The following is a 24,379-nucleotide window of genomic DNA, read 5'->3' as shown; positions in this document are numbered from 1 at the left end:
AATGAATATATTTCTTGAAAATATTTATAATTTGTCGTTTTTTTTTAATACTGGAATTGGTATTCTTTCCTTTGTTTGTATTTATATTTTAATTGTTTTATTAATACTTCCAGCTTCTTGGTTATCTTTATTATCAGGTTTTTTATATGGCTCATATTTAGGATCAATTATCGTTTTTATTTCTGCTTCCATAGGAGCATCAGTGGCTTTTTTTGTATCAAAAAGTTTTTTTGCAAAAAAGCTAAAAAATCTTTTTAGCCGTTATCCAAAGTTAAGTGTTATGGAAAAAGTAGTAGAAAAAGGCGGACTAAAATTAATTTTTTTAGCGAGATTATCGCCGATCTTTCCTTTCAGTATTCTTAATTATTTCTATGGTTTGAATAATGTTAAGTTTAAAGATTTCACTCTTGGTCTTATTGGAATAATTCCTGGAACTTTTCTGTATTGCTCTATAGGTAGTTTGGCAAAAAGTCTTCAGGATTTAAAAAATGTACAATCACCAAATAATTTATATATGACCATCATTGGTGTTGTTTCAACTTCTTTAGTTGTATATTTTTTAGCTAAATACTCTAAAGAATATTTTGAAAAATCCTAAGAATTTAGTCTTTAATATTCCAATCTCTTATAGATGCAATTAAGATAAACCACAAAAGTCTAAATTTACCTAGCAAAGTTTTGTTAGCTTCTAATTCGATATATTTTGCTTGTCCACAGGGTGTTTTTATGTAGTTGAAAACTGTTTTCTTTGTCATAAGTCTTGCAAAAAATCTTGAAAATTATTCTTATATTTTATAGCTAAGATTTTAAGTTTTGTAATTAAAAATCATATTTTTCATTGACTCCTTTGTTGAATAATATTTTTTAAAATTTAAATTTTTTCTCCAGCTTTAAATCCTCTAAAGCATTTGAATCTTGGAAACCTAAGACTAAAAGCTACTGCATCTTTGGATTTAGTTTTAGCATCAGCTCTGATTTCTACAAGTTGACCAATTAGATGATTACGTTTTGACCAATATTCTTCTCTTTGGATATCACTAAATCCGCTTCCGCAGCTAAGACTGTATTCATCCCCATCATCTTTTCCTTCTACTAGGATTGCTCCCAGTCTACCTTTATTGCGACCTGTACCTTCCTCAACCGATACAACTTTTAAAGTGACTTCAATGAAAGGTTTTGCTTTTAACCAACTGTGTGTTCTTTTACATTCATACATAGCATCAGGATCTTTAATCATTACTCCTTCATATCCACCTTCTACGGCAGATTTATTCAGATCTACAAATCTTTTCTGTCCCTCAATAGTATCGAGATCTACATTTTCCCATTCAAGTGTTTGTATATGTTTTAGAAGCATAGAATATTTTGATACCCATTCTTTTACTAATAAACTTCTTTTTGTTTGACTAGTGTTCCAGCTCCCTTTTTGAAAGTTTTCAAGAGGACATAAGTCAAATAGGTGGAGAACTGCGTCTTTGGTTTCTTTGCCATCTTTTCTATGTACCTGTTTCATTAAATCTTGAAAGTTAGCGCTCATTATTTCACCATCGAGCACTAAGTCATAAGGTGCTGGGTTATCTTTTAAGACGTTTTCTATTTCGGAGATAATATGACCAAAATTATGGAATTGTTTTCCATTACGAGAAAACATTTCTACTTTGTTTTGTCTAATAATAGTTAAGACGCGTACACCATCTAATTTGATTTCAATTTGCTTTTTTCCTATCATTTTTTTTTCATGATTTGCACTGTCATGAGCTAAAGGACAAGAAAAAATAGGAATGGAATATTTGGGAAATTTCTTTGCTATTTTGTTGATTGTTTTTTCCGATACACCACATCTAAGATCTTTAATTAAAACTCGTCTATAAAATCCATTCCATTCTTCTTTTGTTGCAGATTCCATAGCGGTAAGAATTGCATCGCGAGCAGCGTGACCAGTAAGTTCTCTTTGAATAAGCTTATTGGCTAATTTTCTAAAATCTTCCCATAAAAAATTTTGACTTTTTTCAGTCTCTTTCTCAGGAACAATTTTTACACCAAAAGTTACCAATGGATCAAGTGCCATTCGAATACCTTCAAAAAAATCATCTAGACCTTCTTCCATTGCTTCTAAAATGATTTTTTCTTTATCTAATCTACTTGGGTGTAATTCTAATTGATGTATTATTTCTTCTTTAAACAATTTTTTTGCCTCACAAAATTTTTTAATTCACTTTAGATATTCTGTCTATTTTCCAATCATTGTCAGTTTTTGAGAAAGTAAAATCTAATGGAAGCTCATCTTGTTTGTCTTCTGATTTTAAATTCAAAGTTATTATGATTTGATCTTCTTGGACTCTAGGTCTTCCTGATTTTAAATTTCTGTATTTATTGAGGTTTAAACTAGCTAAAAATTTTAGAAAATCTTGGCGTTTAACATGTGTTTTATAAGTTTTTGTAGTCAAACCATAAGCAGCATCAATTCTGCCAGCAGCTATTTGATCAAAAAACTTTCTTACTAATGGATTAATTCCTCTAGCGCTTAAAACTAATTTTACTGCATTAAAAGTCCAAAAAGAAACTAGTACTGCTCCGCCAACTAATAATGCTTTAATACCGATATCTTTAACTAGTGTTGCATCCATGTTAATTTGAGTTTTTTATTACTTTAAGAAAAGAAATCGTTTTTGATGACTTTTTTTGTCAAAATAATACTAATTTTAATCCATAATGCCTTTAATTCCTCTTTTACCCTTATTTCATAGATTTAATAGTCAATATTTTGCAAATTCTTTAACGGTCAATAATCAAGCTTTAGTAAAAGTTAAATGGAGTGATAATAGATTAAAAACTACTGCTGGTTTTTATAAAAGAAAACGAATTAATGGTCTTGTAGATTCTGAAATTATCTTATCGAAACCTATCTTGAGTAAATTATCCACTAATGAAATAAACAGTACGTTATGTCATGAAATGATTCATGCATGGGTAGATAGGATATTAAAGAAAAATGAGATTCATGGTCCAAATTTCTTAGAAAAGATGCATGAAATTAATGAGAAAGAGAAGAATTTTCAAATTGCTGTAAGGCACTCATTTCCTATAGAAAGAAGAGAATTAAAATATATAGGAACTTGTAAAAATTGTGGTGAGAAATTTTTTTATAGAAAAAGAATAAAGAACATTGCCTGCAAAAAATGTTGTATAAATTTCTTTAATGGATCATGGAATAAAAAGTGTTTAATTTTGTTTGATTAGAAATAATAAGATGTGTTTTTGTTTCTATATTTGGAATTATTTATTTTTTAATGTACTTTATATTTTAAAAAGCATAATAATTTATGGATTCAAGGAGAATTAGAAATCTTAAAAATAGTTTTGATAGAAATATTGTTGATAAGCAAGTTGATAAAATTTTTGAAACTGGCAGACAATTCGTTGATGGAGTATCTGGTTCTAGGCCAGGTAAAAGAAGGAACTCAGATTTTCAAGGAATAACAAGTAAGAGTGTTAAAAAAGTAGGAAGATGGGTATCTGAAAAAGTGGATTTATTTTTTGATGAAGAAAATGATGATTGGAATGATAATAACTTTTATGATGATAACAGTGATATTAAGACATTTACTAGAGAATCAAATTCTTATGAATCTACTAAAACGTATTCAAAAAGACCTTTAGAAGCAATATCTTTAAGGCAACCAAAAAATTTGCAGACAAATGATCAAAAAAAATTACCTTATGGTATTAAAAGTAAAGATGAAGATTGGCCAGATGAAATGGATTTGAAAGTTGAAAGATGGCAAAGAGCTTCAGAAAAAGAAAATGATATTCAACGAAATGAATTAAACCAACGAGGTCAATCAAAATCAAGAAATCTTCCTAGATCAAGAAGGAGAAGAGTATAATTTCGTAAATTCTTTAATTCCTGAATAACCTATTAAATTTTCTAAATAAGGGTTGAATACTTCTCTAATAATCGTTAGTGGCTTTTTGTCTCGAAAAAATCTATAATTTCTTGACCAGAATGGGCCTTTAAAACAAAATTGATCTTCTAGCCAATTTGAATTAACAAGCGAAATTCGATCAACTTCTCTAAATAATTCTGATCTATCTTGTGTCAAATTCTTCCAAATTGGTTCCTCTTTAGCTTTTAAATTTTCATTCACTTCTTCTGCATTCCACCAACTTTCAGCCCATGCTAAGTTTTTATTATTGTTTTTAATCCATACTTGTCTTCTTATTAAAGGTCCATTCAACTGATTTAATTCTTTAGGACCCTCTTTAATGAATAGAGGATCTACTTGCATTGAAATTAGTTTAATTTTTGTCTCTTGATTAGTTAAAAGCTGTAGATGCCTGGTGGGGCTTCCATCCCCAAGCAGCATTAATTTCCATGGACCGGATATTTTTGGTAATGAATTTTTCACTAAAAAAGTAGAGGCTTTTTCTTCCCATAAAATTTTTGGTGAGTTAAAAAGTTTATTATTCAGTGCTCTGTGGAATTTCTTTTAAGATGATAACTTTTTTTCGACAAAAATATTTGTTTTTTCTTTCTTTATTTCTCTTATTTTTAGCCAAACAAGTAAAGCAGTTAAATCAGCTTTGCTAACCCCAGGAATTTTTGAAGCATCACCAAAATTTTTTGGCTTTATCTTATTCAAATTTTCTCTAGCTTCTAAAGATAATGTATCTATCTTTTCATAATTAATTTCTTGAGGCAGAGATTTACAGCTTTGACGATTTATTTGTTCAATGTTGTTTTTTTGTCTTTTAAGATAACCCTCGTATTTGATATCTATTTCAACCCCTTCTTGTATTGAAGAAGCTATATTTTTTTCAGTTAAATCATATTTAATTAAATCTGAATAATGAAAGTTTGGTCTTTTTAAGAGTTCTTTCAAAGTTGTTGAGCCTTTGATTTTTGATCCAGTGTCTAATTCTAGTTTTTTTGATATTTCGTCCGTGTTTTTTAAACGAGTGTTTTTTAATCTTAATTTCTCTTCTTCAAGGAGTTTCATTTTTTCTTGATAGACCGACCATCTTTTCTCATCAATTAGCCCTATTTCATAACCTAATGGGGTTAATCGTCTATCTGCATTATCTCCTCTAAGGGTTAACCTGTATTCACTCCTACTAGTAAGAACTCTATATGGTTCTTTGAGATCTTTGGTAATTAAATCATTGATCATTGTTCCTATATAGCTGCTTTCTCTAGTGAAGATTATTGGATCTTTTTTGTTTAGTTTTCTTGTCGCATTGACTCCTGCTACTAATCCTTGTGCTGCTGCTTCTTCATACCCAGTAGTTCCATTAATTTGTCCAGCGCTAAATAAATATTCAATTTCTTTCGTTTCGAGTGATGTTTGGAGTTGTGTTGCAGGTATATAGTCATACTCGACAGCATAAGCTGGTCGCAACATTTTACATTCATTTAATCCAGGTAAGGTTCTTAGAAGTTCTAATTGAATATTTTCAGGTAAACCTGTAGAGAACCCTTGAACATAAATTTCAGGGGTATTAATTCCTTCTGGTTCTAAGAAAATTTGATGTGATTCTTTATCAGCAAATTTAACGATTTTATCTTCAATTGATGGACAATATCTTGGCCCCTTACTATCAATAAAACCACCGTAAATGGGAGTTAAATGTAAATTGTCTCGAATTAGTTGATGTGTTTTAGTAGTTGTTCTTGTAATATGACAACTAACTTGGGGCATATTATTTTTGATATTTGGATCAAACGAAAAATATTTATCTGCTGCAGTACTTGGTTGAATATCTAATTCATCAAAAATGATACTTCTTTTATCAACTCTTGCTGGAGTTCCTGTTTTTAAACGTTCTGTTTTGATACCAATTTCGTGTAAATTTTGAGTAAGACCTTTTGCTGCTTGTTCGCCCGATCTACCAGCTGACATTGATTTATTTCCTATCCATATTCTTCCTTCTAAGAACGTACCAGCTGTGATGATAACTGATCTTGTTGAATAATAACTACCAAAGAAAGTCCTTACACCCTTTATTCTTTTTTTTACGATTTTTTTTGAGTTCAATCCAATTTCTTCAGTTTTTCCGATATCTAGTTCAGTAATCATTGCTTCTTTTAATGATAAATTATCTGTATTTTGAAGTATTTCAATCATCTTTTTTGAGTATTCTCTTTTATCTGTCTGAGCTCTTAATGCCCATACAGCTGGACCTCTACTTGCATTTAATATTCTTTTTTGTATAGCTGTCTCATCAGCTAATTTACCAATAATTCCACCTAATGCATCAACTTCATGTACCAACTGACTTTTTGCCGGGCCGCCAACAGCAGGGTTGCAAGGTTGCCATGCAATCCTATCTAAATTGATTGTAAATAAGGCTGTAGAAAATCCTAATTTTGCTGTTGTTATAGCGGCTTCGCATCCTGCATGTCCTCCACCAATAACGATGATATCAAAAGATTCATTTGTTGAGTGTTGATATTGCATTTTAGGATCGATTTAATTAGCTAAATTCCTAAATCTCGTAAATTGAGGTTCAAATAATAATTTAACAGTTCCAACGGGTCCATTTCTATGTTTAGTGACAATGATTTCTGTAATTCCTTTATCTTCAGTCTCTGGATTGTAGTATTCGTCTCTGTAAATCATTAATACTAAATCTGCGTCTTGTTCAATAGATCCTGATTCTCTTAAATCGCTTAACATTGGTCTCTTATTTGTTCTAGACTCTACCCCTCTACTAAGCTGAGATAAAGCTACTACTGGTACATTTAATTCTCTGGCCATGCTTTTGAGACCTCTTGTTATCCGAGAAAGTTCTTGCACTCTATTATCAGGGGTTGATCCTTCCATCAACTGCAGGTAATCAATCACAATTAATCCAAGTTCTTTTTTTTGTTCAGCTATTAATCTTCTGCACAGAGATCTCATCTCTAAAACACTTAAGTTAGGTTTGTCATCTATAAATATTGGTAATTGACCTAATGAATTGATACCTTCTCCGAGTAATGGCCATTCATCTTGTTGTAATCTTCCTGTTCTTAGCCTGCCACTCTCGATTCCAACTTCCATAGAGAGCAATCTATATGTCAATTGTTCTTTACTCATTTCAAGACTAAATACACACACAGGTAAATCTTGCGATTGTGCAACATTATTTGCCATATTAAGAACTATTGAAGTTTTCCCCATTGAAGGTCTTCCAGCAACAATTATTAAATCACTTCTTTGAAAACCTTGAGTCATCCCATCAAGGTCGTAGAAATTAACTGGAATACCAGCTACTGAAGTACCTAATGATCTTGACTCTATTTCATTGAAAGTACTTGTAAGGATTTCAGCTGCTTGAGTCAGGCCTTTTGAAGGTTTTTCTTGGCTGATTTCAAATATTTTTTGCTCTGCTTTATCTAGAACTTCATTAGTATCTTGAGTTTGATCAAAACCTAGTTGAACCACTTCATTCCCAGATCTGATAAGTTGCCTTCTCATGAATTTGTCGTTAATTAAATTAGCAACTTGTTCTATGGAAGCTGTAGAGGAAACATTTTCAACTAGTTCTACCAGTTTGCTGTTTCCTCCAATTTTTTCTAGTGATCCATTATCTGCTAACCAAGCACTCATTGACGTTAAATCAGTTGGTTTACCCTGGGTATGCAACATTAATGCTGTTTTATAAATCTCTTGATGGGCATTTATATAAAAAGCTTCAGGTTTAATTAAGTCTGCAATTCTTCCGATCGCGTCTGGATCAAGAAGTATGCCCCCAAGAACAGCTTCCTCTGCTTGAACATTTTGAGGAGGTACTAATCCAGAGTTTTCAGTATTAAAATCCTTTTTAAAGTTTTTATTTTTCCCATTATTTGGAAAAGGTACGGAAACCATATCTTTAATTGCTTAGATATATACTCTGGCTACTTTTCAAAATAATGCAACAAATTGATTAACTTGTTACTTCAATATTTACTTCTGCATTTACTTCTGGATGTAATTTTATTTTTGCAATAAAGGAACCTAAATTATGAATATCAGGAACAGTAATGTTTCTTCTATCAATTTCTTTTTTAGTTGCCGCTTCTATCGCTTCGGCAACATCCCCATTGGTAACCGTTCCAAAAAGGACACCATCTTCTCCAACCTGTTTTTTGATAGTAAACCTACCTATTGTAGATAATGCAGTTTGGAAATCTAAAGCTTCTTGCTTTAATTTATCAGCAGCGATTTTTTCTTTTTCTTTCTTCCTCTCAATTTGTTTAAGGACTGCTGGTGTTACATTCATTGCCTTGCCATAAGGTAATAGAAAATTTCTTGCATATCCTGGTGCTACATCAACTAGATCTCCTTCTTTACCTAGTGATGCGATTGATTCAGTTAATGCGACTTGTACTCTTTTAGCCATGAAAATATTGAACAATATAGTTAATAATAAGACCTAGAGGGTAACTTTACTTTTTTTGCAAAACCAAATTTCGCAAGAATCTTAATATGTTCCCATGTTATGTCTATCTGACCTTTAAATAATCCTTGTTTTGCCGAATTGGGAAATGCATGATGGTTATTATGCCAGCCTTCTCCAAAAGTTAATGCAGCAACCCATGCATTGTTTTTAGATGAATCACCACTTTCAAATGGTGCTTTACCCCAACAATGCGTCGCGGAGTTGACTAACCAAGTTATATGATAAACAACCACAAGCCTCAATGGAATTCCCCAAAGGACTAGAGCCCATCCTCCAACTCCTAATTCTTCACCTATTGCATACAATGATAGTCCAATAGGAATTTGTAGGAGTAAAAAATATTTATTTAAAAATCTATAGTATGGATCCTTGATTAAATCTGCACTTAGTTTTGGAACAGCTTTTAGTGCTTCTACGTCTTTAAACATCCAACCCATATGACTCCACCAAAATCCCTTTTTACTATTGTGATGATCTACTTCAGTATCTGAAAAAGAGTGGTGATGCCTATGTAAACCTACCCAATCTATTGGTCCATGCTGGCAACTTATTGCGCCACAGGTAGCAAAAAATCTTTCTAACCATCTTGGTACAATGAACGATCTGTGTGATAATAATCTGTGATATCCAAGGGTGACTCCTAAACAAGCAGTTACCCAGTAAAAAAATAATAATGAAGTGACTGCAGGTAGACTCCAAAATTTTGGTTGTATAGCTACAAGAGAAAGAATATGAATTGCAACCATAAAAATAATTGTTCCCCATGTTTTATGTAGTCTTGGAGGATATCTTTTTGAATGTGTGGAAGGTTCCAGTAATTTTTCTGAGAGTTCTATAACTTTTTCAGCTGGAACGGGTTTTTTTAATTTTGCTGTTTCTTGGAAAATTACTGAATTCATGATATTGAAATACTATTTTCAAAATTACCGATATGTAATATTATCATACTATACTATTGATAAGTTTAATTATCTGTGAGTCTAGGATATCGCGATAAATTATCTAGAGGTCGGAGGGCTATGGCTCACTTGATACACCTCTGGCATGAAAGAAATGGTTGGTCCCACAGAGTATTGCCATTACTTTCAGAAGTTCTTGATTTAGGTAGAGTTCATAATTCGCAAATTTCTAATCTTAGGAATGGGAAGTTATCTTCGCCAGGTCCTGAAGTTTTTCTTGCTTTAGCTCAAGTTAATACGATTCTTGATCAAGGTATTGAAAAAATCAGGGATCGTTTTGAAAGTGATTACCCAGAGTTATGGAAATCTTTGGAAGAGTCTGCATTACCCCTAAAAAATGATTTTGGTAATCCATTGTCGGCCGGGGAGTTATTCGAGATATTTTCAGGATTAAAACCTTTACCTTCATCTTTTGACTGGTACATAGAAGATGAAGAAGCTTCTGCTTTAAGTGATGCTCTTTCTGTGCATTTTTGTCAGAATAAAGCTTGGAGATCATGTAAAATGCAGGTAATGGATGCCTATGTTGTCAATAAATCTGCCCGTAGAGAACGGTTTGCTGAGGTAATTGCAGGAATTAGAGATTATACGGCAGAAGAATTAGATGGAGAACTTCTTGATTTATATGAGGCTTCAAAAAAACTTTCTTATTTTCAGGGAAGGGGACCTAATGCTTTCCTTGCAGAATTAAGAAATTTAGCTTCTGAAAAATAACATGAATTTTCATAATAAATGACTCTTGACGATAACTTAAAACTGGCTGAAAACGCGGTTCTTTCTGTCGAAGAGAGTTTAAATAAAGTTTTCCAAGAAAGGTCCAATCAGGTTTTCCAGAAATTAGAAAATATTTTGACAATTTTTAAGGAAGAAAAAGTTTCTACTAGTCATTTCAATCAATCTTCTGGTAGTGGTCATGATGATATATCTAGAGAAAAAATTGATGCGGTTTTTGCAAGATTGTTTCTTGCTGAAAAGGCTGCTGTGAGGATGCAATTTGTAAGTGGAACGCACGCAATAAGTTCTGTCTTATTTGGAATTCTTCGACCTGGAGATGTAATGTTATCTCTTACAGGACAACCATATGACACGTTAGAAGAAGTCATTGGAATAAGGGGAGGAGGAAAAGGCTCACTTAAAGATTTTGACATTGAATATAAGCAAATAAATATCTGCGATAATTTTGATTCTTTTGAAGAAAAAATTGTTCATTCTTTTGAAGAAAATTCATACAAATTAGTATTCATACAAAAAAGTTGTGGATATAGTTGGAGAAAGTCTCTTACGAATCATCAAATAGAGAAAATTTGTAGTCTTATTCATTCTCTCGATCCTAATTGTATATGTTTTGTTGATAACTGTTATGGGGAGCTTGTTGAAGATAGTGAACCAATTTCTAAAGGGGCAAATGTAATTGCTGGATCATTGATTAAAAATTTGGGAGGAACAATCGTTCCTACTGGTGGTTACGTTGCAGGTGATGCAGAGTTGGTTGAGATGGCATGTTCTAGATTAACCTCACCAGGCATTGGCTCTTCTGCAGGAATAAATTTTGGACTAGGAAGATTAATTTTGCAGGGTTTGTTTTTGGCACCACAAATTGTTCACGAATCACTAAAAGGTGCTGATATGGTTGCAGCAGTCTTTAAAAATTTGGGATTTAAGGTTTTACCAGAGCCAGCAACTTATAGATCTGATCTTATTCAGTCAGTAAGATTGAATAATCCTGATTTGGTTCAAAAAGTTTGTCAATCTTTTCAAAATTCTTCACCAGTAGATTCTTTTCTGAATGTTGTTCCATCATCAATGGATGGATATGATTCAAAATTATTAATGGCAGGAGGTACCTTTATTGAAGGTAGTACAAGTGAATTTTCTGCTGATGCCCCTTTAAGAGATCCTTACAATATTTTTGTTCAAGGTGGTTCTAACATAGCTCACATCAAAATTGCATTAATTCGATTATTATCTGAATTATTAGAGGAAAAATTAATTTCAAAGGATTCTCTACCTCCTTTATCTACTTAATCATGTCTTACAAGTTTCCAGACAACCTCAACTATGCTGATACTCATGAATATGTCTTGGAAGAAAATGGATTATTAAAAATTGGAGTTAGTGAATTTGCTATAGATCAATTAGGAGATATTGTTTTTGTTGAACTAGCTGATGAAGGGGCGACTTTAGAGAAAGGCGAGACTTTTGGAACAATAGAATCAGTGAAGGCCGTAGAGGAAGTCTATCTGCCTTTTTCAGGGGAAATAGTATCTGTAAATGAAAGTGTTATTGAGAATCCTGAGCTTTTACAGAATGATCCGATTGGAGACGGTTGGTTAGTCATTTTGAAACCAAAATCAAAAACATCAATTGCTGATTTGATGACTTCTGAGGAATATCAATCAAAGGTTGTACCAAAATAAGGCAAACTTTTTAAAAAGAGCTATTTTAAAGAAAAATATTTTAATATGACATCCAAATTTGGGTCTGATTTGTTTATAGATAGGCATCTTGGGTTAGGAGATAATGATGAAAGAATTATGCTGAACAAGCTTGGTTTTAATAATATTGATCAATTTATAAATCAAGTTATTCCGAAAGATATTCAGCTTAAAGATAAATTTTCAGAAATATTACCCCAAGGTTGTTCAGAAATTGAGGCTTTAAACGAATTAGAAGAGATTGCGAATAAAAATACTAAAATGAGATCACTTATAGGCCTAGGTTATTACGACAATCATATGCCTAAAGTAATCCAAAGACATGTTCTTGAAAATCCAAGGTGGTACACGTCTTATACTCCATATCAAGCAGAAATTGCACAAGGAAGATTAGAAGCTCTATTTAATTTTCAGACTATTGTTTGTGAACTAACAGGATTCCCTGTCGCTAATGCATCTTTATTGGATGAGGGTACTGCTGCAGCAGAAGCCATGGCCATGAGTTTTTCCGCAAGAAAAAATAAATCTTCAAATGTGTACTTAGTGGAGTCAAATGTTTTTGATCATACTTTTAATGTTCTACAAACCAGAGCAAAACCTTTGGGAATATCCTTAAAACGCTTTACTCAAAGCAACCTTCCTAAGCATGATGATGTTTTTGGAATGTTGTTGCAATTACCCGGTAAAAATGGTCAATTATATGATCCTACATTCTTAATATCCCAAGCACATAGATCAGAAATTATTGTTACGTCATGTATTGATCCACTAGCACAAGTTTTGATTAAACCAATTTCTGAATTTGGTGTTGATGTAGCAGTGGGGAGTATGCAAAGATTTGGAGTTCCAATGGGTTTTGGTGGCCCCCATGCAGCATATTTTGCCTGTAGCGAAAAATATAAAAGGCTGATACCCGGAAGAATAGTTGGGCAAACTCTATCTAAAAATGGAGAAAAGTCACTAAGACTAGCATTGCAAACAAGAGAGCAACATATTAGAAGGGAAAAGGCCACTAGTAATATTTGTACTGCTCAATCTTTGTTAGCCATAATTTCTTCTTTTTATGCTATTTATCATGGACCTTCTGGATTAACGCAAATTGCTAAGAGATTAGTTGAGTTGAGAATAAATTTAGAATCAAGTTTAGCTGCTTTAGGTTTTGATATTCCTGATGGGATTAGATTTGATAGTGTTGATGTTTATTCTGAGCACTCCCAGAGGATCCATAATGAAGCATTAAAAAATGGCTATAACTTAAGAATTTTGCCCTTGGGATCAACTATTGAAAATTCAACTGGCTTTGGGATCTCTTTAGATGAGCTTAGTAATGAAAAAGAAATAAAAGATATTTTGTCTTTCATATCAAACCTTATAGAAAAAGAAGAAGATTTAGAGCATATAAAATACGATAAAGAATTTCATCTTGAAAGTTTAGCGTTGAGATCCGGTGCATGGATGCAGCAAGATATATTCACAAATTACCAAAGTGAAACTGAATTAATGAGATATATATTCCGACTTGCAGAAAAAGATTTTTCTCTGGTAGATGGGATGATCCCATTGGGAAGCTGTACCATGAAGTTAAATTCTGCAGCAGAGTTAAATCCAGTCTCTTGGGCTAATTTATCTTCCATTCATCCTTTTTCCCCACCTTGTCAAACTAAAGGCTATTCAAAAATTATTTCTGACCTAGAAAAATGGATTAGTGAGATTGTTGGTTTAAAATCAGTTTCTTTTCAACCAAATGCAGGATCTCAAGGAGAGTTTGCAGGTTTATTGGCAATAAATTCTTATTTTGAATCAAAAGGTGAACTGTTAAGAAAAAAATGTTTAATTCCAAAAAGTGCTCATGGAACAAATCCTGCTAGTGCAGTTATGGCTGGTTTTGACGTGTTAACTGTTGAATGTGATGAAGAAGGAAATATTGATTTTCAAGATTTGTCAATCAAGGTCAATAAATTTGATAACCAAATAGGGGCTCTTATGTTGACTTATCCCTCTACTCATGGAGTTTTTGAATTACAGATCAGAAAGATATGTGATTTAATTCACTCTGTGGGAGGATTTGTCTATTTAGATGGAGCAAATTTGAACGCTCAGGTTGGATTATGTAAGCCGGGGAATTATGGTGTTGATGTTTGTCATTTGAATTTACATAAAACATTCTGCATTCCACATGGAGGTGGTGGTCCAGGAGTAGGTCCAGTTGCTGCATCAGAAACTTTAAGCCCATTTCTTCCTACTCATTCTTTAATGGATAATAATTTATCTATTAGTTCCAATTACGTATCTTCTGCCAAGCATGGGAGTGCAAGTATTCTTCCAATAAGTTGGATGTATATAAAAATGGCTGGTCTTAGTGGTTTAAGGAAAGCAACTGCGCATGCAATTTTATCTGCAAATTATATTGCGCATTCTTTAAAGCATAAATTCAAGATTCTTTATAAAGGAAAAAATAATTTTGTCGCACATGAATGTATTTTAGATTTTAGGGATTTAAAATCCAAAACTGGTTTGAGTGTGAATGATTTAGCTAAACGATTAATAGATTATAGTTTTCATGCCCCAACTATAAGTTGGCCTGTTCCAGAGACGATAATGATAGAGCCTACTGAAAGTGAAAGTTTGGTTGAATTGGATAGATTTTGCGAGGCTATGCTATTGATTGGAGAAGAAATCAGCGAAATAGAAAAAAATGTTGCATTAAAGAATAATAATGTAATAAGTAACGCTCCTCATACGCTGAAAGAGTTAATTGCTGATAATTGGCATTATCCTTATTCAAAAGAAAAAGCTTCTTTTCCTTATAAAACTCCAACTTCTATTAAGTTTTGGTCTTCAGTTTCTAGGATCAATAATGCATATGGCGATCGCAATTTAATTTGTTCTTGTAATGTAAATCAAGGCGAGACTTTCGAAGAAAAAAAATGTGCTTAAAGGACTAGCGTTCTTATATTTACTAAGTTATTATCAGTGAGAATAAAAATTTAATATTTTCTTATAGAATTTTTTTAAATTTTTTTATTAAAATAATCGAGCATCAAATTTTTTTGGGGTATTTGAAGCTATGACCAAAGATTTTAAATCTGGTAATGTTAAGAACTTGCCAGTTAAAAACTTAGATTTACCAAATTTTGTCAATAATTTTTCAGGTGATAACTCAAAGATTTGTTCCATTGAGGGAACTAATGTTATAAGAGTACCCTTTGGTAAGAAATTTTCAAAGAAAAAAAGGCCTGAAAAGAATCAAAATATCGCTACTCTAATACTTCCTTTAAGTTCGTATAATAATCCCACCCCTCCACACGTAGCATAATTAAGAATAACTTTAATCTATTTCTTTGAGAGTATCTGCATAATAATTTTGCAGTTGTAGTGTTGCTTGATTCCAATCCCATTTTTCTGCTTCGTTTCGCGCCTCTTTTCTCATAACTTCTCTTTTATCTTCATTCTCTAGAATTTTTTTTGTCGCTTCAATCAAACTTTGTTCCCCATTATCTTTTTCATCAGGATCATATAAACAACCATTAATCCCATCGCTAATAATATCTGGAATTCCCCCCTTGTTGGCTCCAATAACGGGACATCCTGCTGCCATTGCTTCTAGTAAAACTAACCCAAGAGTTTCTGTACTAGATGGAAATAAAAATATATCTCCAGAGGCATAGGCGCTAGCAAGTTCATCGCCAGATAAGTATCCTATGAAATTAGTCTTTGTATTTTCGAAGATTTTTTCAAGCTGGTTTCTATATGGTCCGTCACCTACAAGTGCTAGGCAAGCATTGGGGATACTTTCTAAGACTGGTTTAATTCTCTCAATTTGTTTTTCCGCTGATAATCTTCCTACATAAATCAATAAGTAATTAGCGTCGTTATATTCCCCAAATAATTTTTTTCTCATTTTCTCACTTCTCAAATCTGGTCGGAAACTATACGTATCTACTCCCCTTTGCCATAGAGCTGTCCTTTGAATGCCTTTATCTTTTAACTCATTTACCATAGCGGTTGATGTACATAAATTTAACAAGGCTTGATTATGTGCTGCTTTAAGTAATTCCCACAAAAGTGGTTCTAACATACCCATACCGTAATGTTCTAGATATTTCGGAAGATGAGTATGGTAACTGGCAATCAAAGGAATATTATTAGTTTTCGCCAACCATATGCCACCTAATCCAAGTACAGCTGGATTAACAACATGTATCAGATCTGGGTTAAATTTTTCTAACTTATCTGAGACTGCAGGACCTGGTAACCCAAGCTTCAACTCTGGGTATAAGGGTAATGGCATTGCTGCAACTCCGACTACAGTTGCGCCCATATATGATTCGGGACACCCCTCCGGGCAAAAAATTATAACTTCATCACCATTTTTTATTAAAAATTCAATCGTTTTAGTCAGTCTTGTGACTATGCCGTCAACTTTAGGTAAAAAAGTTTCAGTAAACAATGCAATTTTCACTTTCGTAAGGTAAATATTTCAGGAATTTTAATTAGTCTTTATAGCCTCAGCTTGTTTTTTAGTCCATGATGAAACACAAGGTATGCGTTTAAGATCACATCTATTGGAGTATTTTTTAGCAACTTCAACAACTTCTTCTAATAAACCATTATCAAGGGTCGTTGGGTTTAAGCCTAATTCTATAAAGCATTTATTATCAACTATGAGATCATTTTCTACTGCTTCATTCCTTGGATTTGGTAAATAATTGATATCAGCCCCTGTCAGAGACGCAACTTTTTTAGCTAGTTCTCCAACTTGATGACTTTCAGTCATTTGATTAAAGATTTTAACTCTCTCCCCAGGTTTTGGAGGATTTTCAAGAGCAAGTTGCACACATTTTACAGAGTCTTTTATGTGTATAAAAGCTCTTGTTTGTCCTCCTGTTCCATGAACGCTTAATGGATATCCAATTGCAGCTTGCATAAGAAATCTGTTTAGAACAGTTCCATAATCACCGTCATAGTCAAATCGGTTTGTTAATCTTGGATCTTTTAAAGTTGCGTTTGTATTTGTTCCCCAAACAATACCTTGATGTAGATCAGTAATCCTTACAAGATCATTTTTGTTGTAGTAAAGAAATAATAATTGATCTAAAGTTTTAGTCATATGGTAAACACTACCTGGACTTGCTGGGTGTAATATTTCTTCTTCAAAGCGGCTTCCATCTGGTTGTGGAACTTCAACTTTTAGATAACCTTCTGGAATTGTTGCCCCCCTATGTGATCCATATCCGTAAACTCCCATTGTTCCTAAATGTACAACATGGATATCTAAATTACTTTCTACTATTGCAGCAAGAAGGTTATGGGTGCCATTAACATTATTATCTACTGTATATCTTTTGGTAAAACTAGATTTCATCGAGTAAGGGGCTGCTCTTTGTTCTGCAAAATGGATCACAGAATCTGGCTTTTCATCAATTAGCAAATCGAGTAATTTTTGATATTGTTTAGAGATATCCATGTTAAGAAATCTCATAGGCTTACCTCCAATTTCTTCCCATGCAGAAAGTCGTTCTGTTATCGAAGCAATTGGAGTTAAAGATTCTACCTCTAGATCAATATCAATTTTTCTACGACTTAAATTGTCGACAATAATTACATCATGATTTTGCTCTGCTAAATTCACCGCACAAGGCCAACCGCAAAAACCATCTCCACCTAGAACAATAACTTTCACTCAGGACTCCAGAATTAATAGATTCATAATATATTTATTAAATTACTACAGTGTGCTTCCAATTTGCGAAAAAACATTGAAAATAGTTTCAAATCTTCTTTCTTAATTACTATTAATCAAATAATAAGTTTTTATTTTCTTTTTAAACTTTTCTCAATAAAGAGAATTAGATAGATATGTTTATTTCAGGTGAACTTGCTACTGCAAAGTCTTGTTTCTTAATTCTTCCTGCCAGAAAAGCTTGCCTGCCAGCTTTCACACCATAATTTATCGCTTGAGCCATTAGAGCAGGATTTTCAGCTTGTGCAATTGCACTATTGATCAACACACCATCAGCTCCAATTTCCATAGCTTGAGAAGCTTCACTAGGTACCCCAATTCCTGCGTCAATTATTACTGGCACTTTTGCATTCTCAATGATTATCCTTATGTTTGATAAATTTAATAAACCTTGCCCGGAGCCTATTGGCGATCCCAATGGCATTACTGTTGCACAACCTATTTCTTCTAGTCTTTTTGCAAGAATAGGATCTGCATTGATATAGGGAAGTACATCAAAACCCTTTTTTATTAAAATTTCGGCCGCTTTAATGGTTTCTATTGGATCTGGTAGCAAATACTTTTTGTCAGGAATAACTTCTAACTTTACAAAATTATTTTCTTCTTGACCAGATAATTTAGCAAGTTCTCTACCCAAAATTGCTATTCTCACTGCCTCATCGGAATTTATACAACCAGCTGTATTAGGAAGCATCCAGTATTTTTTCCAGTTTATCTTTTCGAGTAAATTTTCTCCGGTTTGATCATTTTTAATTCTTCTAATAGCGACGGTTATAATTTCCGTTTCAGAATTTGACAAACTTTCTACCATATCTTGAGAAGATTTGTATTTGCCAGTGCCTACCATTAATCTACTGGAAAATTGTTTTCCACCAATTAGTAAAGAAGAATCATTTTCCATATTTAAAATCCCTTATCTTTAATACCTTTATAAGGTTTATAATTGTTTCTTTTTTCTAACTCCTTACTTTTTTTAATTGCTGTTTTGTTTTTTGGATCTATCACCAAAACCTTTTGATAAGTTGCATATGCCAAGTCGTATTCAAGTAAACGCTGTTGTGCTGATGCGAGGTTATTTAGAGCTATAGGATATTCTGGGAGTGATTTTATTGCAGAATTATAGTGTTTAATTGCTTTCTTAAATTCATTTTGAGCGGCATAAGAAAATCCTAAAGCATTGTTTATTATCGCTTTGGCTTCATCAGGTTCATTTTCATAATTTTCAATTGCTTTTAAAAAAGTTTTAGTTGCTTCAGAATATAATCTTTTTTTTATCTGAATAGACCCAAATTCATATAATTCTGTAGCTTGGGTGAGAGAATCTAAACCTTTCTGCTCGAATTTTACTAAATCTAATTCATCACTTCTTGTTTTTAGGAATTGTCTGAATACAAAAATAGAAATTATTATTATTACAACAAAAAGAATTATTAAATAAGATTGAAAGGAAGATATTTCCATTATTTATATTAAGTTTTCTAGATTATATGCTTTTTTCTACTTACTAACGGAAGAAACAATTTTTTCAAAACACTTAGGATCGTTTAAGGCTAATTGAGCAAGCATTTTTCTATTAATAATAATTTCTGAATTTTTCATGCCATTGATCAACTTGCTGTAGTTTGTTCCATTTATCCTGGCAGATGCGTTAATTCTAGAAATCCAAAGTCTTCTAAAATCTCTTTTTCTTCTTCTTCTATCCCTATAAGCATTACAAAGAGCTTTCATAACTCTTTGATTTGCTGTTCTGAAAAGATTTTTGTTGCCGCCTCTAAAACCTTTTGCAAGATTTAAGATTTTGTTTCTTCTTTTTCTGGCTATGTTGCCTCTTTTTACGCGTGCCATGAATATCTAATAAAAATTGGTTAAAGATTTATGCGTATGGAATCATTAATCTTACATTATCAGCATCTCTTTCATCAACTACGGCTTTTGTTGATAGATGTCTTTTTAATTTTGAGCTTTTATGATCAAGTAAATGATTATGGAAAGCTCTTCTTCTCATGAATTTACCCGTCGCAGTAATTTTAAATCTTTTGGCAGCTGATTTACGAGTTTTTAGTTTAGACATTTAAGTCAAATGTGTTTAATTAGGATAATCTAAACCTTTATACGCATTGGTGCAAATTAAAGTTTTTAATTGATTAAGAAAGTTCTAACTTATGAAACTTAAATTTGCCTTTTTCAACTTGTTTTTAGGATGTATTTCTCTTTTATTAATAAACACTAAATTTACTTCGAATGTAAAAGGAGAAGAATTACTAAATGTTCATACCAATACAGAAATCAAAAAAGGAAATTTTTTAATTGGTTTAAAGCAATATTTAGGTGGGGAGAATGACAGTTTTTCAAAAAAACAGAATATAAACTTTACCACTGATAAAGGTTTTTTAAATCTGATATCGTCCAACGGTATTAAACATAAATCAAAAGAGATTAATATTAGTTGGGTGGATATACCTATCAAAAATCCAAAAACAATCGAAAGAATTGTTTTTGGTCCTTTTGCTAGCTATGAATCAGCAAAAAAACAAGCAGAGAAACTTAAAGATAAAGGATTTGATACGACTGTTGCTTACCCTAAAAATTGGGAAGTATGGATTCCATTTGAGGATGATCTGCCAGAGTTTAAATTAAAAAATAAGATTTCTCGAAAAATAAATAATTTTCAAATTACTCCTGTTCTTAGAAGTGAATATAGTCTTATGAAACTCGAAGGACCTATATATATTACTGCTCAAGATGACATAACAATAAATGGTGTCAATTTTGGCAAAAATTTTTATTTATTAAAAGATTTATATGGAACTTGGACATTAGTTCAAAAAATTGAGTTTGATGATTATTTGGCAGGTGTTTTGCCATACGAAATTGGACCAAATTCTCCTTTAGAAGCACTTAAGGCACAAGCAGTAATAGCAAGAACTTGGGGCATTTTTAATTCTCATAGATTTAATATGGATAAATATCATTTATGTACCACCACTCAATGTCAAGTTTATAAGCCTCCTAGAATTACAAATAAAAAAGTTCAAAAAGCTATAGAAGCAACTTCAAATTTAATTCTAACTTATAGAAATCAACCAATAAATGCTTTTTACCATGGTTCTAATGGTGGCGTATCTGCTACTGCAGGAGAGTCTTGGCAAATACAAGATTATTCTTACTTTAATTCATTCATTGATGGTTCTAAATCATTAAATAATAATTTTAAACTTCCAATTAAAAGTGAATCTGATGTAAATAATTTTTTAGATTTTGATAAAGAAGACTTTTATGGGAGTAATCATTCTCTTTTTCGATGGAATAAGAAAATTTCTAGTAGTGAAATTAAAGAAAAGTTAATTAAAAACAAACTCATAAATATTAATGATGATGTTTTCGATTTAAATTCTATTGAACGTGGGTTTAGTGGCAGAGTTACAAAATTGGCAATACAAACGAACAAAGTTAATAAATCTATTGTTCTAGTTAAAGATGATATTCGACGGGTATTAAATTTTATACCTAGTAATTTGTTTACTATTAATAAATTAAGTGATGATTTATGGCTTTTTAGAGGAGGAGGCTTCGGTCATGGTGTAGGTTTATCTCAGTCAGGAGCAATTGAAATGGCTAAATTAGGATTCTCTTATGAACAAATATTGAATCATTACTATGGAGATGCAAAATTAAAAAAATTTGAGATATTGTCTCAATGAAAATTAAATAATTAATCATTTACTTTTATGAGTCAGGGTTTTTATAAAAATCGAAGATTAAAGTCGTTTATATTTCTTAGTGCTTGTTTTTTAGTAGCTCTTATTCCTCATGCTTACAAGATTGAAAATTTCTTTTACCTTATTTTGATTCTTTCTTTTGTGGTTGTTTTTTACGGTTTAATAGTTATTTCTAGAAATTTTAATAGAAATAAGGTTTCAAATACTGTAAACATCAGAATTAGAAATAAAGACTTACCCGTGCTTGATATTTTAGTAGCAGCTAGAGATGAAGAGAATGTTATAGCAAGATTAGTTGAAAGATTATTTAATTTAGATTATCCAACAAATAAATTAAATATTTACATAATCGATGATGGCAGTACTGATAAGACGCCTTTAATTTTAGATCGATTATCTAGACAATATGAAAAGCTAAAAGTAGTAAGTCGTTCTTCAAACGCTGGAGGAGGAAAGTCAGGAGCTTTAAATTATGCTTTGAAGTTTACTCATGGGGAATGGTTATTAGTCTTGGATGCTGATGCTCAACTAAAACAAGATTCTCTGAAAAGGCTATTTAGTTTCGTAAAACAGGATGATTGGTCTGCAGTTCAATTAAGAAAATCAGTAACAAATGTAAGTGAAAATTTTTTAACTTCATGTCAGTCAATGGAGATGGCCATGGATGCAATCTTTCAGTATGGAAGATTATCAGTTGCTGGAGTTTCTGAATTAAGGGGAAATGGTCAATTAATTAAAAAAGATACATTATTGGCATGTGGCTCTTTTAATGAAGATACAGTTACGGATGATCTAGATTTAAGTTTAAGGTTATTGTTATCAAAATCTCGAATTGGAATCTTATGGGATCCTCCAGTTATGGAGGAAGCAGTTGAGAATTTAAATGCTTTATTATCTCAAAGGCAAAGATGGGCAGAGGGAGGTTTGCAAAGATTCTTTGATTATGGGGATCAATTAGTTACTAATAAAATTGATTATTTGCAAAAATTTGACCTGACTTACTTTTTCATATTGCAATATGCATTGCCAATAATTTCTATTTTTGATCTTGTTTTCAGTTTTGCTTTATTTGATTCACCAATTTATTGGCCTATTTCGTTCACAGCTTTTATGCTTTCTGGAATTGCTTTTTGGTACGGTTCTTCTTGCAAAAGCGAAGTGCCAGTATTGCAAAAAAGAAATGTTTTGATGGTATTTGTATCGGTTTTTTATTTATCACATTGGTTTTTAGTAATTCCATGGGTAACAATAAAGATGTCTATTTTCCCAAAAAAGATACTTTGGCGAAAGACTCTTCATACTGGGGTTTAATTTATTCATCAAAGTCAATAATTTCTCCATTAAAAAAATTTGCTAAGTTTTTTGAACTATCATCATAAGTTTCTTCATCAGATATTTTTGTTGAAAAACTAGTTTTTGGCTCTATTTTTTTTATCTGTTTCAAATTCTTTGCTTCATTTTTGTTTGTTTCTGAAGTTTTTTTTGGGTTTATTTTAGTTGATTGTTTGGAGGAAAAATTAAGTATTATTTGTTCTCCAAATATCTTTTTTACAGTATTCTCTATTAAAATTTTTCTGTCTTTTATCATATTTTCCCAGTTTGGAGATAATGCAATTGTGATTTTTTCCGAATCAAGACTTTCAAGTTCGGCTTGTTGTTTAAGCAACATTCTTGTTGAAGGTAACTCTAATTTAGAAAGAATTAATTCCCATTGATTTTTTAAGTTATTTGACCCAATATTGTTTTGGTTATTGTTAGAAATATTTCCCATTTTTTCTTTTTCGAGACCATTGAAATTTTCTAATTTTTCGTCTTCTTTTAAAATAAATTTTTCTCGACTTATATTCTCTTTGGTGGCTGAGTTTTGAATTTCATTAGAAATATTTTCTTCATTAATTATTTCCTTGCTTGTTGTATTGAGATTTTTCTCTTTGATGAAAATATTTTTATTTTCTTGCTTATTTTCAATATTTTCAATATTTTCAATCTTTTGATTATCTAATAGACCAGTTAAATGTATTTCAAACCAAAGCCTGGGATTATCACTTGTTTTGATTTGATATTCAATATTCCTGAGATTTTTATGCCAATTAATTATTGTTGATTTATTTATTTTTTTTGAGATTTTGTCTAATTCATCTTGAAATTCTTCAGATGTGTAATAAAGATCAGAATATTTATTTTTTGTAGAGTGTAGTAGTAAATCTCTCGTTATATTCAATAATCCAATAATTATTTGATGTGGTTCGTTTCCATCGTCATATAATTTATTGCAGGTGATTATTAATGACTCTGGATTATTCTCAATTAATGATTTAATTAGATTTGTTAATTCAATTTCCGATACTTCACCTAACAAGTTATGAACATTTTTAATCGTTATACCTTCCGGTAGAAGATTAATTTGTTCAAGAAGGCTAAGTGCATCTCGCATTCCTCCATTGGATCTTTTTGCAATCATTTTTAATCCTTGAACTTCGTACTGAATCGATTCTTTTGCTGATATTTTTGATAATTGCTGAAAAATGTCCTTGGGACTTATTCTTCTAAAATCAAACTTTTGACATCTACTTTGTATTGTATTCAATACTCTCTCAGGATTTGTTGTCGCAAGGATAAATACAACTCTTGAGGGTGGTTCTTCAATAGTTTTTAGTAAAGCATTTGAAGCTGCTGTGGAAAGCATATGAAATTCATCAATAACGTATACCTTCCATCTTGCTTGAGTAGGAGCAAACCTCGCTCTTTCTATAATTTCCCTTATATTTTCAACTCCTGTATTAGATGCTGCATCAATCTCTGTAATATCTAAAGCAATCCCATCTGTAATTTGTCTACATAAGTTACATTTACCACAAGGCTTTATTGTTGGTTGTTCGAATGCTTGGCAGTTTAAAGATTTCGCAAATATTCTCGCACTTGATGTTTTGCCAGTGCCTCTTGGACCATTAAAAAGATATGCAGGCGCAATCTGTTTTGTTAATAATGCTTGTTTTAGAGTAATAGATATAAAATTTTGCCCAACAAGTTCATCTAGGTTTTTTGGTCTATATTTTTGATGAAAAGGCTTATGTAAATTAGACATTTATTATTCAT

General features: G+C 31.9%; 25 protein-coding genes. 10 read left to right on the top strand and 15 right to left on the bottom strand.

What is annotated here, in order from left to right; genetic code table 11:
* Position 1: 1 nt before the first annotated feature.
* A complete protein-coding gene (locus HA141_RS09445; RefSeq protein WP_209119118.1) occupies positions 2-598 on the top strand; it encodes a TVP38/TMEM64 family protein in 597 nt (198 codons plus the stop codon).
* A 4-nt stretch (positions 599-602) separates the two neighbouring features.
* On the opposite strand, the gene HA141_RS09440 is transcribed toward HA141_RS09445, so the two are convergent.
* The 3 genes from HA141_RS09440 to HA141_RS09430 all read right to left on the bottom strand — a co-directional run bounded on the left by HA141_RS09440 (position 603) and on the right by HA141_RS09430 (position 2,627).
* Positions 603-755 (bottom strand): hypothetical protein, encoded by a 153-nt coding sequence (locus HA141_RS09440; RefSeq protein ID WP_011377315.1) that lies wholly within the window; start codon positions 753-755, stop codon positions 603-605.
* Between the two features lie 116 nt (positions 756-871).
* Positions 872-2,185 (bottom strand): ATP-dependent DNA ligase, encoded by a 1,314-nt coding sequence (locus HA141_RS09435; protein WP_209119115.1) that lies wholly within the window; start codon positions 2,183-2,185, stop codon positions 872-874.
* A gap of 22 nt (positions 2,186-2,207) precedes the next feature.
* Positions 2,208-2,627: a hypothetical protein gene (locus HA141_RS09430; protein WP_209119113.1), complete on the bottom strand. Its 420-nt coding sequence runs from the start codon at positions 2,625-2,627 to the stop codon at positions 2,208-2,210.
* Between the two features lie 85 nt (positions 2,628-2,712).
* On the opposite strand from HA141_RS09430, the gene HA141_RS09425 reads away from it, so the two are divergent.
* Positions 2,713-3,240 (top strand): SprT family zinc-dependent metalloprotease, encoded by a 528-nt coding sequence (locus HA141_RS09425; protein ID WP_209119111.1) that lies wholly within the window; start codon positions 2,713-2,715, stop codon positions 3,238-3,240.
* An 83-nt stretch (positions 3,241-3,323) separates the two neighbouring features.
* Positions 3,324-3,887, top strand: coding sequence for an RNA helicase (locus HA141_RS09420; protein WP_209119108.1), 564 nt, complete (start codon positions 3,324-3,326; stop codon positions 3,885-3,887).
* On the opposite strand, the gene HA141_RS09415 is transcribed toward HA141_RS09420, so the two are convergent.
* Genes HA141_RS09415 through HA141_RS09395 form a run of 5 tightly spaced genes read right to left on the bottom strand, consistent with a single transcriptional unit; the run spans position 3,867 to position 9,326 of the window.
* A complete protein-coding gene (locus HA141_RS09415) occupies positions 3,867-4,442 on the bottom strand; it encodes a chorismate lyase (protein ID WP_209119240.1) in 576 nt (191 codons plus the stop codon). The genes HA141_RS09420 and HA141_RS09415 overlap by 21 nt on opposite strands.
* Before the next feature lie 48 nt (positions 4,443-4,490).
* The gene (gene mnmG, locus HA141_RS09410) at positions 4,491-6,458 is read right to left on the bottom strand and encodes a tRNA uridine-5-carboxymethylaminomethyl(34) synthesis enzyme MnmG (RefSeq protein WP_209119106.1); all 1,968 of its coding nucleotides are present in this window, start codon (positions 6,456-6,458) and stop codon (positions 4,491-4,493) included.
* Between the two features lie 12 nt (positions 6,459-6,470).
* Entirely contained in the window at positions 6,471-7,853 is a 1,383-nt protein-coding gene (dnaB, locus tag HA141_RS09405; protein ID WP_209119104.1) for a replicative DNA helicase, read from the bottom strand.
* A 58-nt stretch (positions 7,854-7,911) separates the two neighbouring features.
* On the bottom strand, positions 7,912-8,367 hold the full coding sequence (rplI, locus tag HA141_RS09400) for a 50S ribosomal protein L9 (RefSeq protein WP_209119102.1): 456 nt from the start codon (positions 8,365-8,367) through the stop codon (positions 7,912-7,914).
* A 20-nt stretch (positions 8,368-8,387) separates the two neighbouring features.
* Positions 8,388-9,326, bottom strand: coding sequence for an acyl-CoA desaturase (locus HA141_RS09395; protein WP_209119100.1), 939 nt, complete (start codon positions 9,324-9,326; stop codon positions 8,388-8,390).
* Positions 9,327-9,401: 75 nt separating this feature from the next.
* Here HA141_RS09395 and HA141_RS09390 point away from each other — a divergent pair, with 75 nt between their 5' ends.
* From HA141_RS09390 to HA141_RS09370, 5 genes are all read left to right on the top strand, one after another.
* Entirely contained in the window at positions 9,402-10,100 is a 699-nt protein-coding gene (locus HA141_RS09390) for a hypothetical protein (protein WP_209119098.1), read from the top strand.
* An 18-nt stretch (positions 10,101-10,118) separates the two neighbouring features.
* The gene (locus tag HA141_RS09385) at positions 10,119-11,411 is read left to right on the top strand and encodes an aminotransferase class I/II-fold pyridoxal phosphate-dependent enzyme (RefSeq protein ID WP_209119096.1); all 1,293 of its coding nucleotides are present in this window, start codon (positions 10,119-10,121) and stop codon (positions 11,409-11,411) included.
* Between the two features lie 2 nt (positions 11,412-11,413).
* On the top strand, positions 11,414-11,803 hold the full coding sequence (gcvH, locus tag HA141_RS09380) for a glycine cleavage system protein GcvH (RefSeq protein ID WP_209119094.1): 390 nt from the start codon (positions 11,414-11,416) through the stop codon (positions 11,801-11,803).
* A gap of 45 nt (positions 11,804-11,848) precedes the next feature.
* Positions 11,849-14,758 (top strand): aminomethyl-transferring glycine dehydrogenase, encoded by a 2,910-nt coding sequence (gene gcvP, locus HA141_RS09375; RefSeq protein ID WP_209119091.1) that lies wholly within the window; start codon positions 11,849-11,851, stop codon positions 14,756-14,758.
* A 130-nt stretch (positions 14,759-14,888) separates the two neighbouring features.
* The gene (locus HA141_RS09370; protein WP_209119089.1) at positions 14,889-15,137 is read left to right on the top strand and encodes a hypothetical protein; all 249 of its coding nucleotides are present in this window, start codon (positions 14,889-14,891) and stop codon (positions 15,135-15,137) included.
* Between the two features lie 12 nt (positions 15,138-15,149).
* Here HA141_RS09370 and HA141_RS09365 read toward each other — a convergent pair whose 3' ends face one another.
* The 6 genes from HA141_RS09365 to rpmI all read right to left on the bottom strand — a co-directional run bounded on the left by HA141_RS09365 (position 15,150) and on the right by rpmI (position 19,635).
* Complete coding sequence (locus HA141_RS09365; RefSeq protein ID WP_209119087.1) at positions 15,150-16,283, bottom strand: glycosyltransferase family 4 protein; 1,134 nt, start codon at positions 16,281-16,283, stop codon at positions 15,150-15,152.
* A 27-nt stretch (positions 16,284-16,310) separates the two neighbouring features.
* On the bottom strand, positions 16,311-17,504 hold the full coding sequence (locus tag HA141_RS09360) for an NAD-dependent epimerase/dehydratase family protein (RefSeq protein ID WP_209119085.1): 1,194 nt from the start codon (positions 17,502-17,504) through the stop codon (positions 16,311-16,313).
* Positions 17,505-17,670: 166 nt separating this feature from the next.
* Positions 17,671-18,465, bottom strand: coding sequence for a thiazole synthase (locus HA141_RS09355; protein WP_209119083.1), 795 nt, complete (start codon positions 18,463-18,465; stop codon positions 17,671-17,673).
* Positions 18,466-18,467: 2 nt separating this feature from the next.
* Positions 18,468-19,025: a tetratricopeptide repeat protein gene (locus HA141_RS09350; protein WP_209119081.1), complete on the bottom strand. Its 558-nt coding sequence runs from the start codon at positions 19,023-19,025 to the stop codon at positions 18,468-18,470.
* Positions 19,026-19,061: 36 nt separating this feature from the next.
* Complete coding sequence (gene rplT, locus HA141_RS09345) at positions 19,062-19,409, bottom strand: 50S ribosomal protein L20 (protein ID WP_025895195.1); 348 nt, start codon at positions 19,407-19,409, stop codon at positions 19,062-19,064.
* A 28-nt stretch (positions 19,410-19,437) separates the two neighbouring features.
* Positions 19,438-19,635 (bottom strand): 50S ribosomal protein L35, encoded by a 198-nt coding sequence (gene rpmI, locus HA141_RS09340; RefSeq protein WP_209119078.1) that lies wholly within the window; start codon positions 19,633-19,635, stop codon positions 19,438-19,440.
* 91 nt (positions 19,636-19,726) lie between these two features.
* On the opposite strand from rpmI, the gene HA141_RS09335 reads away from it, so the two are divergent.
* Both HA141_RS09335 and HA141_RS09330 read left to right on the top strand, forming a co-directional pair.
* Complete coding sequence (locus tag HA141_RS09335; protein ID WP_209119076.1) at positions 19,727-21,265, top strand: SpoIID/LytB domain-containing protein; 1,539 nt, start codon at positions 19,727-19,729, stop codon at positions 21,263-21,265.
* Between the two features lie 27 nt (positions 21,266-21,292).
* The gene (locus HA141_RS09330) at positions 21,293-22,594 is read left to right on the top strand and encodes a glycosyltransferase family 2 protein (RefSeq protein WP_209119074.1); all 1,302 of its coding nucleotides are present in this window, start codon (positions 21,293-21,295) and stop codon (positions 22,592-22,594) included.
* 1 nt (position 22,595) lies between these two features.
* Here the strand turns inward: HA141_RS09330 and HA141_RS09325 are convergent, their stop codons facing one another.
* Positions 22,596-24,368, bottom strand: a complete 1,773-nt coding sequence (locus tag HA141_RS09325; protein ID WP_209119072.1) for a DNA polymerase III subunit gamma/tau — start codon at positions 24,366-24,368, stop codon at positions 22,596-22,598.
* Positions 24,369-24,379: the final 11 nt, after the last annotated feature.

The sequence above is a fragment of the Prochlorococcus marinus XMU1402 genome, from assembly GCF_017696205.1.
Taxonomy (GTDB): Bacteria; Cyanobacteriota; Cyanobacteriia; order PCC-6307; family Cyanobiaceae; genus Prochlorococcus_A; species Prochlorococcus_A marinus_AC.
The sequence above is the reverse complement of the archived record's forward strand: the minus strand, read 5'-3'. Positions and strand labels throughout refer to the sequence as shown.